This window comes from Streptomyces sp. NPDC059037 (assembly GCF_042740015.1).
Taxonomy (GTDB): Bacteria; Actinomycetota; Actinomycetes; order Streptomycetales; family Streptomycetaceae; genus Streptomyces.
On the sequence record NZ_JBHYIG010000311.1, the window covers coordinates 1 to 11,140 of the forward strand.

8 protein-coding genes are annotated in these 11,140 nt (G+C 71.3%); 5 read left to right on the forward strand and 3 right to left on the reverse strand.

The genetic code is table 11. The annotated features are described in order from the left end of the window. The first annotated feature begins 311 nt into the window (after positions 1–311). The 4 genes from ACFWY6_RS39115 (at position 312) to ACFWY6_RS39130 (ending at position 6,069) form a co-directional block, all read left to right on the forward strand. Positions 312–974, forward strand: coding sequence for a response regulator transcription factor (locus ACFWY6_RS39115; RefSeq protein ID WP_030687574.1), 663 nt, complete (start codon positions 312–314; stop codon positions 972–974). 78 nt (positions 975–1,052) lie between these two features. Beyond that, positions 1,053–2,318: an HRDC domain-containing protein gene (locus ACFWY6_RS39120; protein WP_384700764.1), complete on the forward strand. Its 1,266-nt coding sequence runs from the start codon at positions 1,053–1,055 to the stop codon at positions 2,316–2,318. 401 nt (positions 2,319–2,719) lie between these two features. Next, positions 2,720–3,940 carry an acetyl-CoA C-acyltransferase gene (locus ACFWY6_RS39125; RefSeq protein WP_266871504.1) on the forward strand — a complete coding sequence of 407 codons (1,221 nt, stop codon included), beginning with the start codon at positions 2,720–2,722 and terminating at the stop codon, positions 3,938–3,940. After that, entirely contained in the window at positions 3,937–6,069 is a 2,133-nt protein-coding gene (locus ACFWY6_RS39130) for a 3-hydroxyacyl-CoA dehydrogenase NAD-binding domain-containing protein (protein ID WP_384700766.1), read from the forward strand. Before ACFWY6_RS39125 ends, ACFWY6_RS39130 begins: the two co-directional genes overlap by 4 nt. Positions 6,070–6,164: 95 nt before the next feature. Here the strand turns inward: ACFWY6_RS39130 and ACFWY6_RS39135 are convergent, their stop codons facing one another. Continuing rightward, complete coding sequence (locus ACFWY6_RS39135) at positions 6,165–7,280, reverse strand: hypothetical protein (protein WP_384700768.1); 1,116 nt, start codon at positions 7,278–7,280, stop codon at positions 6,165–6,167. A 161-nt stretch (positions 7,281–7,441) separates the two neighbouring features. On the opposite strand from ACFWY6_RS39135, the gene ACFWY6_RS39140 reads away from it, so the two are divergent. After that, a complete protein-coding gene (locus ACFWY6_RS39140) occupies positions 7,442–7,831 on the forward strand; it encodes an NTP pyrophosphohydrolase (protein WP_384700770.1) in 390 nt (129 codons plus the stop codon). Between the two features lie 103 nt (positions 7,832–7,934). On the opposite strand, the gene ACFWY6_RS39145 is transcribed toward ACFWY6_RS39140, so the two are convergent. Both ACFWY6_RS39145 and ACFWY6_RS39150 read right to left on the reverse strand, forming a co-directional pair. Then, complete coding sequence (locus tag ACFWY6_RS39145) at positions 7,935–9,437, reverse strand: ArnT family glycosyltransferase (protein WP_384700772.1); 1,503 nt, start codon at positions 9,435–9,437, stop codon at positions 7,935–7,937. 83 nt (positions 9,438–9,520) lie between these two features. Further along, positions 9,521–11,023, reverse strand: a complete 1,503-nt coding sequence (locus ACFWY6_RS39150) for an amino acid permease (RefSeq protein WP_384700774.1) — start codon at positions 11,021–11,023, stop codon at positions 9,521–9,523. Positions 11,024–11,140 lie beyond the last annotated feature (117 nt).

An 11,140-nucleotide genomic window follows, 5' to 3' on the forward strand; every position in this document is an offset into this window, starting at 1 on the left:
GGGTGGGGGCGCGTGGGTCGGTGTGTGTCCGCCCCCGGGGGGGGGCCCCCGGAGATCTCTCCCCGCGCCCCCCCGCTCGGTTCTCGGTGACACCCCCCCACACCGCGGGTAAGTTTCCGCAGCGACTCCGATTCGGGTTGATCTTCGGATGATCGATCATGTGTCCGAATGGTCCGAATTGTTACTCACCAAATCGTGATCATTCTCTAAAGGCGGGCGGGTTTGGTGCCGAAGAGGTTGGTGACCTTGAAAGCACGGTTCGTTCCGGCTTCATCCCCGAGCCGGTTCCGTCCCGCACCCCAGGAGGCCTGGTGTCCGTTCTCCTCGAGCAGCCCGCAAGCCTGGTCGCCTACCGCCCGAACAAGCCGACCGCCATGGTCGTCGTGGCCGACCCACGTGTCCGCTCCACCGTCACCCGCCACCTGTGGGCGCTCGGTGTGCGCGACGTGATCGAGGCCTCGTCGATCGCGGAGGCTCGTCCCCGCATCGGCAACCCCCGTGACATCTGCGTCGCAGACGTCCACCTCCCCGACGGCTCCGGCCTGACGCTCCTCTCCGAAACCCGCGCGGCGGGCTGGCCCAACGGCCTCGCGCTCTCCGCCGCCGACGACATCGGCGCCGTACGCAACGCCCTCGCGGGCGGTGTGAAGGGCTATGTCGTCACCGGTACCCGTACCAATGTCGGTCTCCCCACCCGTCCCGGCGCCGCGCCCATCGGCTCGGCCGCCGCCCGAATGCACCGCCGCCCCCCGGGCGCCCCGAGCCACCCCGGCGGCTACCGCGAGCTGTCCGGCCGCGAGGTCGAGGTGCTCCGCCTCGTCGCCGAGGGCCAGTCGAACAAGGCCATCGGCGTCTCCATGGGGCTCTCCGCCCTGACCGTGAAGAGTCACCTCGCCCGTATCGCGCGCAAGCTCGGCACGGGTGACCGGGCCGGGATGGTAGCGGTGGCCCTGCGCACCGGAATCATCCACTGACTCATTTACACCCCTCGCACACCCGTCGACGGAACGTTCCGTCGACGGGTGCTGTGCATACACAGATACCCTTGACAGGTGACCGACGCCCAAGAGACCGCAGCAGACAGCTCACTGCGAACCACCGGAGGCGGCCCTCCGGACGACGTCGAATCGGCGCCGATCCCTTTGGACGAGCCGCGTGATGGCATCCCCCCGGTGGTCGCCGACGAGACCGCCCTCGCCGAGGTGATCGCCGCGTTCGCGGCAGGCAGTGGCCCCGTGGCCGTGGACGCCGAGCGCGCGTCCGGATACCGGTACGGCCAGCGCGCCTACCTCGTGCAGCTGCGCCGCGAAGGCGCGGGCAGCACCCTGATCGACCCCGTCGCCTGCCCCGACCTCTCGGGGCTCGGCGAGGCGATCTCCGGTACGGAGTGGGTCCTGCACGCCGCCACTCAGGACCTGCCCTGCCTCCGCGAAATAGGCATGATCCCGACCAGCATCTTCGACACGGAGCTCGCGGGACGGCTCGCCGGGTTCCCCCGGGTCGGCCTCGGCGCGATGGTCGAGGGGGTGCTCGGCTTCGTCCTGGAGAAGGGACACTCGGCCGTCGACTGGTCGACGCGCCCGCTGCCCGAGCCGTGGCTGCGGTACGCGGCGCTGGACGTGGAGCTCCTCGTCGACCTGCGCGACGCCCTGGAGAAGGAGCTCGACCGGCAGGGCAAGCTGGAGTGGGCCCGCGAGGAGTTCGACGCGATCGCCTCCGCGCCGCCCGCGCCGCCGCGCAAGGACCCCTGGCGTCGTACGTCCGGGATGCACAAGGTGCGGCGGCGTCGCCAGATGGCGGTCGTACGCGAACTGTGGACCGCGCGCGACAAGGTGGCCCAGCGGCGTGACGTGTCGCCGGGCAAGGTGCTGAGCGACGGCGCGATCGTCGAGGCGGCGCTTTCGCTGCCGCCGAACGTGCACGCGCTCGCCGGGCTCACCGGCTTCGGGCACCGCATGGGGCGGCGCCAGCTCGAGCAGTGGCAGGCCGCGGTGGACCGGGCCAAGGCCCTGCCCGACTCCGAGCTGCCGCAGCCGGGGCAGGCCGTGTCCGGGCCCCCGCCGCCCCGCTCCTGGGCGGACCGCGACCCGGCGGCCGCGGCGCGCCTCTCGGCCGCGCGGGCGGCGGTCTCGGCGCTGGCCGAGGAGCTGAACATGCCTCAGGAGAACCTGATCACTCCGGACACGGTACGAAGGGTGTGCTGGGAACCGCCGGCCCAGGTGGACGCGGATTCCGTCGCGGAGGCGCTGGCCTCGCACGGCGCGCGCCCCTGGCAGATCACCCAGGTCACTCCGGTGCTGGTGACGGCCATCGGCTGAGCCGCCGCTGCGCGGCGGATCTCTCCCACCCACCCACCCGATTACCCCGCAACACGGGGAGGGCGGGTGGGTGGCTCGCGTTTGCGAACGGATGCGCGGCCCCGCACGCCCATGGCGGATGCCGGGTAATCGGGTGGGTGGGCGGGAAAGGATCCGCCGCGAAGCGGCGGGACAGGACAGCCCGCCCGGCGGCAGCCGGGACGCATCGGCGCACCCGCCCGGCGGCAGCCGGGGGATCAGCGCGCCCTGCCCCGGGGGCCGGAACGCCCCGCCCAGTCAGGCCGCAGGCCAAGTGTGACCTTCGCCTCCCCGAACCGGGACTGGGCAGCCTAGTTACCGACAAGTAGCATGGTTCCCGGAAGCGCGCCGCAGGCGCACCCGCACCCTGGAGGAGAGCCATCGTGCCTCGTACCGTCAGGGACGTCGTCTTCGTTGATGGCGTCCGCACCCCGTTCGGCAAGGCGGGCCCGAAGGGCATCTACCACGAGACCCGTGCGGATGACCTCATCGTGAAGGCCATCCGGGAGCTGCTGCGCCGCAACCCGGCCCTCGACCCCGCCAAGATCGACGAGGTCGCCATCGCCGCGACCACGCAGATCGGCGACCAGGGCCTGACGCTGGGCCGCACGGCCGGGATCCTGGCGGGCCTGCCCCAGTCCGTGCCGGGCTACTCGATCGACCGCATGTGCGCCGGCGCCCTGACCGCCGTGACGGCGACGGCCGGCTCCATCGCGTTCGGCGCGTACGACGCCGTCATCGCCGGTGGTGTCGAGCACATGGGCCGCCACCCCATGGGCGAGGGCGTCGACCCGAACCCGCGGTTCGTGAGCGAGAAGCTCGTCGACGAGTCCGCCCTCTTCATGGGCATGACCGCCGAGAACCTGCACGACCGCTACCCGAGCATCACCAAGCAGCGCTCCGACGAGTACGCGGTGCGCTCGCAGGAGAAGGCCGCCAAGGCGTACGCCAACGGCAAGATCCAGCAGGACCTGGTGCCGGTCTCCGTACGCCGGACGAACGCCGAGGCCGGTGAGACCGGTTGGGGTCTGGCCACCGCCGACGAGCCGATGCGCCCGGGGACGACGCTCGAGAACCTCTCGGGTCTGAAGACGCCCTTCCGTACGCACGGCCGCGTCACCGCCGGCAACGCCGCGGGCCTCAACGACGGCGCCACGGCGTCGATCATCGCCTCCGAGGACTTCGCCCGCGAGAACAACCTGCCGGTCAAGATGCGCCTCGTCTCGTACGCCTTCGCGGGTGTCGAGCCCGAGGTCATGGGCTACGGGCCGATCCCGGCCACGGAGAAGGCGCTCGCCCAGGCGGGCCTGACCATCGACGACATCGGTCTCTTCGAGATCAACGAGGCCTTCGCCGTCCAGGTGCTCGCCTTCCTCGAGCACTACGGCATCGCCGACGACGACGCGCGCGTCAACCAGTACGGCGGCGCCATCGCGTACGGCCACCCCCTCGCCTCCTCCGGCGTACGTCTGATGACGCAGCTGGCGCGGCAGTTCGAGGAGCAGCCCGAGGTCCGCTACGGCCTGACGACCATGTGCGTCGGCTTCGGCATGGGCGCCACGGTCATCTGGGAGAACCCGAACTTCAACGGAGGCAGCAAGTGAGCACCAACACCGCTGAGCTTCTGAAGGGCGCGGCCGAGCTGTTCCCGGACGAGGTCGTCACCCAGGCGCACGTACGCCACCTCGACCTGCCCGCGGGCGCCGGGCGCTTCGCGCTCATCACGCTCGACAACGGCTTCGACCACACCAAGCCGACCACCTTCGGCCCCGGCTCGCTGGCGAACCTCAACGCCGCCATCGACCAGGTCGAGAAGGAGGCGGCCGAGGGCACGATCGTCGGCGCCGGCATCACCGGCAAGCCGTTCATCTTCGCCGTCGGCGCCGACCTCAAGGGCGTCGAGATCCTCAAGAAGCACGAGGACGCGCTCGTCATCGGCAAGAGCGGGCACGACGTGTTCAAGCGTCTGTCCGGCCTCGCCGTGCCGACCTTCGCCTACTACAACGGTGCCGCGATGGGCGGTGGCGTCGAGGTCGGTCTGCACTGCTCCTACCGCACCGTCTCCAAGGCGCTGCCCGCCTTCTCGCTGCCCGAGGTCTTCCTCGGTCTGGTCCCGGGCTGGGGCGGCTGTGCGCTGCTCCCGAACCTGATCGGTGCCGACAAGGCCGTCTCGGTCATCATCGAGAACTCGCTGAACCAGAACCGCCAGCTCAAGGGCAAGCAGGTCTTCGAGCTCGGCATCGCCGACGCCATCTTCGAGGGCGCCGACTTCCTGGAGCAGTCGCTGATCTGGACGGCCTCCGTCCTCAACGGCTCGCTCACGGTGGAGCGCCCCGAGATCGACCGCGGCGAGGGCTGGGACGCCGCCGTCGCGCGCGGCCGCGGCATCGCCGACTCCAAGGTGCACGGTGCGGCCCCGGCCGCCTACCGCGCCCTGGAGATCATCGAGGCCGCCAAGGACGGCGACCTGCAGAAGGGCTTCGACGCGGAGGACGTCGCGCTCGCCGACCTCATCATGGGTGGCGAACTGCGCAGCGGGCTCTACGCGTTCAACCTCGTACAGAAGCGCGCCAAGCGCCCGGCGGGTGCCCCGGACAAGAACCTGGCGCGTCCGGTCACCAAGGTCGGCGTCGTCGGCGCGGGCCTGATGGCCTCGCAGCTCGCGCTGCTCTTCCTGCGCCGCCTCGAGGTGCCGGTCGTCCTGACCGACATCGACCAGGAGCGCGTCGACAAGGGTGTGGGCTACGTCCACGCCGAGATCGACAAGCTGCTCCTCAAGGGTCGCGTCAACCAGGACAAGGCCAACCGTCTCAAGGGTCTGGTCTCCGGTGTCCTGGACAAGGCCGAGGGCTTCTCCGACGCCGACTTCATCATCGAGGCCGTCTTCGAGGAGATCGGCGTCAAGCAGCAGGTGTTCGCCGAGGTGGAGGCCGTCGCTCCGGCGCACGCCATCCTCGCCACCAACACCTCCTCGCTCTCGGTCTCCGAGATGGCGTCGAAGCTGAAGCACCCCGAGCGGGTCGTCGGCTTCCACTTCTTCAACCCGGTCGCGATCCTCCCGCTCCTGGAGATCGTCCGCGGCGAGCAGACGGACGACGCATCGCTGGCCACGGCCTTCGGTGTCGCCAAGAAGCTGAAGAAGACCGCGGTGCTCGTGAAGGACGCCCCGGCGTTCGTCGTGAACCGCATCCTCACCCGCTTCATGGGCGAGATCCAGAACGTCATCGACGAGGGCACCCCGGTCGCCGTCGCCGAGAAGGCCGTCGAGCCGCTCGGTCTGCCGATGTCGCCGCTGGTGCTCCTGGAGCTGGTCGGCCCGGCCATCGGCCTGCATGTGTCGGAGACCCTGAACCGCGCCTTCCCGGAGCGCTTCACGGTGTCCCCGAACCTCGCGGCCGTCGTCAAGGCCGGCAAGCGCGGCTTCTACGTGTACGACAGCGGGAAGCCGGAGCTCGACCCGGAGGTCGCCGCTCTCCTCAAGCAGGGCGATGTCGTCCTGACCGAGGAGCAGACCCGCGACCGCGTGCTCGACGCCGTGGCGCAGGAGATCGGGCTCATGCTCGACGAGGGTGTCGTCGCCGAGGCACAGGACATCGACCTGTGCCTGATCACCGGCGCCGGCTGGCCCTTCCACCTGGGCGGCATCACGCCGTACCTGGACCGGGCCGGCGTCAGCGAGCGGGTCACCGGCAAGAAGTTCCTTGAGCAGGGCCTGGCGAGCGTTCCCGCGTAACGCCTGAGCAGTGACTCCTGAACGGTGAGAGGGGTGTCCGGTCCGCGTCCGACCGGACACCCACTCGCCGAGCCCCGCGTTATGCGACGTACGGTTCAGACCCGCGTCCACGCGTCCAGGGCGAGGCCCGGCTCCGCCTTCTGCCGTGCGATGCGCAGCGTGCCGTCCTCGCCGATCGCCGCGAGCACCACCCGCCCGCGCGCGTCGAGCGCCAACGCCGGTGAGCCCAGGCACGGTTCGCCGGTCTCGGACCACCACAGGCCCGCCTCCTCGCGCTCCGTGGGGAACGCCGCGAGTGCGGGGCGTCCGGTACGGGTGCGGTGGGCGAGGATCGTGCAGTCGTGGCCGTCGATCGTGGCGCGCAGGGCGGCCGTTGGGCCCGGGTCGGGGGTGCCGCTCAGGGGGATCGGGGCGGCGTCGGAGCGGTGGGCCTGGACGCCCGTGGCGCGGGCGTCGGCCGCGTAGTAGGTGAGGCCGTCCGCCGCGGTCTCCAGGGCCGTGCCCGAGCCGGGGGCCGGGGCCAGCGGGATGTCGTCGCCGCGCACGAACTCGCCGCCCTGCTTCTCCTGGGCCCAGTGCAGCGTCTTGTCGGCCGCGGGCCCGAAGACCGCCACGCGTCCCGTCGAGGTGGCGACGGCCACGATGCCGTCGAGGACCTGGCGGACCTTGAAGTCCTTCCAGCCCTCCCACTGGCCGCCCTTGCCCTCGCGCCGCAGCCGGACGCTGTTCACCGCGTCCCGTACGAAGACGTGGACCGTGCCCGCGGCGTCCACCGCGGCGGTCGGGGCGCCGAGGTGCGGGGCGCGCTCGACGAGCTTGGTGTGCGGGTTGCCGAGCGAGCGCCAGTCCATCAGCGGGCGCCCCGACTGGTACTGGATGGCGTGCACGACGTCGACCTCGGGGTCCGCGCCGCCCGGCTTCGGGCGCCGGCGCAGGCCGATGAAGTGCACGTATCCGTCGGCGCCCTGGGCCAGGGTGAGGTGGGTGATGTCCGGTGCGGCGAAGAAGTCGGGGCCCGTCCAGTCGGGGCCGCCGGGGCGGGTCTCCGTCCAGCGCAGCAGGCCCCCGTCCGTGCGGGCGTACGCGGTGAGCCGGTCGTCCTTGCCGCGCAGCAGCCAGCGGCCGGTCTCGGGCGTACCGGTCGCGGCGCGGTCGCCGCCGGCCGGGTGGGCGGGCTCCTGCCCGGGCCTGGGGGCTGACCTCTGCGGCATGACTCGGCGCCGACCTTCCTTCGAGCGTTCGCTGGTCGTGGCCTGGGGACTGTCCGGGGTTCGGGGCCGGGCATGTCCTGGGGCCGACGGCCCACAAGTCTACGTTTGGTGCGCACGGCCGCCGGTCGGGGCCCGGACCCTTGGTGTGCCAGGGTTGCGCCATGACAACTCTGCTCGTCGTCGACGCGGCGAACGTCGTCGGCTCGGTCCCCGACGGCTGGTGGCGCGACCGGCGCGGGGCCGCCGAGCGGCTGCGGGACCGTCTGGTGCCGTACGCGGACGAGGGCCTTCCCGGGCTTCCGGGCCCGCTGGACGTCGTGCTCGTCGTCGAGGGGCGGGCCCGCGGTGTGGAGTCCGTGCCGGGCGTACGCGTCGACTCGGCGCCCGGCAGCGGGGACGACCGGATCGTGGAGCTGGTGGCGCTGCGGGGCTCCGACCGGGCCTGCGTCGTCGTCACCGCCGACCGCGAGCTGCGCCGCAGGGTGACGGATCTCGGCGCGCGGTACCTTGGCCCGCGCAGCGTGCGTCAGCCCGATGCCGGGCGGGAGTAGGTCCGGGAGTAGATCACTGCGCCCACCGGGCGAGCACCGCGCCCACACCAGCCACCGCGCCCACCACAGCCACCGGGCGACCGAACTCCCCGCGCAGCGTGCGTCAGCCCGACGCCGGGCGGGAGTAGGTCCGGGAGTAGATCACCGCGCCGTCCACCGTCGCCACCGGCGTGTAGCCCGCCGCGAGCACCCGGCGCAGTGAAGGCACCCGCTCCGGGGCGAACGGCTTGTCCCGCGAGTCGTCGACGATCAGCGCGGGCGGCGCGGCCGCGAGCTCGGCGCGGAAGACCGGCCAGGCGCCCTGAACCGCGTACTTCTCGCCCACCTGGGGGCCGTTGCGGCCGCCGCTGTAGTTGGTCAGGAGCCCCGCGGTCAGATAGCGGCTCGCGGGGTCGCGGTCGGCGAGCCAGTACGTCTCGGGGTGTATCCCCCAGAGCAGTACCCGTTCACGCGGGGTTGTGCGCGACCGTACCTCGTCGGCGATCCGCTCGGCGTGCGCCAGTTCGGGGCGCGGCGCCAGCATCCCCCAGGCCAGGAACAGGACACACGCCCCGGCCGTCACGGACACCGCCGTCAGGGTGCGCTCGCGGGGCAGGATCTGGAGCGCCGCGGTGCCCAACAGGGCGAGCGGTGGGGTGAGTTGGAGGTAGTAGTGGCCGAAGAAGTGGAAGCCGGCCAGGACCGCGCCCGCCGACGAGGCGAGCCAGAGCCACAGCTCCGCCGAGCCGGTGCGCGCGACGCGCAGGACGCGTACGACGGGCGGGATGATCCCGGCGCAGGCCGCCGCGAGGATCGCCGTGTTGGTCAAACCCCGGACGAGCACGTGGAGTTCGGACCCGGTGAAGGAGGCGTAGGCGCCCGATCCCGTCACCGTCCAGAAGAGGAAACCGGCCGGGTCGGTGACCGCGGCCGCCGCGAGGACCGGGCCGCACAGCCCAACTCCCAGGCGCAGTAAGTCCCTTCGGCTGCCCCCCGAGCGCCACAGCAGCCACGCCACCGGCACCAGCGTCGCTCCCCCGGTCTGCTTGGCCAGGAACGCGCAGGCCACCGCGGCCCCGGCCAGAGCCCACCGCCGGCGGTCGGCGCACCACAGGGCGGCCGCCGTGCAGGGCAGCATGAACACCTCGAAGGTGGCCGCCTGTACGTCCTCCGGGTTCAGGCCGACCGAGATCAGGAGGTACAGCACGCCGGCCGTGCGGCCCGCCCCGTCGCCCCAGCGGCGCCGGGCGACACACGTGAGGAGGACGGCGGTGGCGAGCTGGGCCGCGACCGCGAGCAGCTTCAGCGGGAGCAGGCTCGCGTCGCCGCAGAGCGCGAAGGCCCCTTCGTACAGCCAGGGGACGAGCGGCGGCTTGCGGTCGACGACCGTTTCGTAGAGCGTGCCGCCGTCCGCCAACATCCTTGCCTGGACGGCGAGATAGCCCTCGTCCGGGCTCCACAGCGGCCACCGGAAGGAGGGCACCCGGGTGAGGCAGGCCAGCGCGGCGAGGAGCGGGAGCAGGCGCCTGAAGTACGGGCGGCGGGGCGCCGGTGCGTGCTCCGTGCGGGGGCGCGGCACCCAAGGGGCGCGCACGGAGCGTAGGGACGCGGAGGGCTCGGCGAGCATGGGGTGCACGCTATCCGGCCCCGCAGTTCCCATAAGAGCGGGACATACGGGGCCGGTCGATCGACGGCAAGAGACCGCGGCGGCTACAGAGCGTCGTCGGCCTGGAGTGCGCCCCCGCTCTTGCCCATCCGGCTGTGCGAACGCCCGTACAGGAAGTAGACGATGAAGCCGATCACCATCCAGATGCCGAACCGCAGCCATGTCTCGCCCGGCAGGTTCAGCATCAGCCACACCGAGGCGGCGACCGAGAGGATGGGCACCAGCGGCACCAGCGGGGTGCGGAAGGCGCGGTGCAGTTCGGGGCGGGTGCGGCGCAGGACGATCACGCCGATGGCCACGACGACGAACGCGAAGAGGGTGCCGATGTTCACCAGGGTCGCGAGCTCGTTGATGCTGGTGAAACCCGCGATGACGGCGATGAGGACGCCAAGGAGGATGGTCGGCCGATAAGGCGTCTTGAAGCGCGGGTGCGTGACGGAGAAGAAGCGCGGCAGCAGACCGTCGCGGCTCATCGCGAAGAACACACGCGTCTGCCCGAGCAGCAGGATCAGACACACGGTGGTCAGGCCGACGGCGGCACCGAAGCTGATGGCGCCGGCGTACCAGGGGTGACCGGTGGCCTTGAAGGCTTCGGCGAGGGGCGCGCTGACGGACAGTTTGGTGTAGTGCTGCATGCCGGTGACCACGAGCGAGACGGCCACGTAAAGGACCGTGCAGATGAGGAGCGAGCCGAGGATGCCGCGCGGCATGTCGCGCTGCGGGTTCTTGGTCTCCTCGGCGGCGGTGGCGACCACGTCGAAGCCGATGAAGGCGAAGAAGACGACGGAGGCGGCGGTGAAGATGCCCATGACGCCGAAGTTGGTGGGTTCGTAGCCGAACATCAGCTGGACCATGGGGGCGTCTTCCCAGCCCACCCCGACCTCCGGGGTCACCGCGTCGGGGATGAACGGCGAGTAGTTGTCACCCACGATGAAGAAGAGACCCGCGATGATCACGATCATGACCACCGTCACCTTGATGGCCACGACGACCGCGGTGATGTTGGCGGACAGCTTCATGCCGACCACCAGGATCGCGGTCAGCACCAGGACCAGCAGGAAGGCCAGGATGTCGAAGCTGCCGCCTGGAATGTCGGGGCCTTCCAGGGCATTCGGGAGATGCCAGTTCGCGTTGTCCATCAGGGAGCGCACATATCCGGACCAGCCGACCGCGACGACGGCCGTGCCGAGGGCGAATTCGAGGACGAGGTCCCAGCCGATGATCCAGGCGGGCAGCTCACCGATGGAGGCGTAGGCGAAGGTGTACGCCGACCCGGCCACCGGGACGGTCGAGGCGAACTCGGCGTAGCACAGGGCCGCAAGCGCGCAGACGATGCCTGCGGCGACGAACGCGAGCGCGGTCGCGGGCCCCGCGTTCTCCTTGGCCACCTTGCCGGTCAGGACGAAGATGCCGGTGCCGATGATGACTCCGACGCCGAAGACCATGAGGTCGAAGGCGGAGAGCGACTTCTTGAGCGCGTGCTCGGGCTCTTCGGTGTCCCGGATGGACTGCTCGACGGTCTTCGTTCTGAAAAGGGTGCTTGTCACGGGCGTACCTCCACGCTTGTCGTCCTCGACATGATCGAGACGGGGGGTGGTCCGCAAGCTCCGGCACGGGGGGATTCACGCAAATGGGCCGGTCCCACCACCCGTACAGGGTGGTGG

Coding starts and splice junctions, on each gene's coding strand:
- ACFWY6_RS39135 (WP_384700768.1), bottom strand. CDS start 7,280: ATGCCGCAGAGGTCAGCCCCCAGGCCCGGGCAGGAGCCCGCCCACCCG.
- ACFWY6_RS39140 (WP_384700770.1), top strand. CDS start 7,442: ATGACAACTCTGCTCGTCGTCGACGCGGCGAACGTCGTCGGCTCGGTC.
- ACFWY6_RS39145 (WP_384700772.1), bottom strand. CDS start 9,437: ATGCTCGCCGAGCCCTCCGCGTCCCTACGCTCCGTGCGCGCCCCTTGG.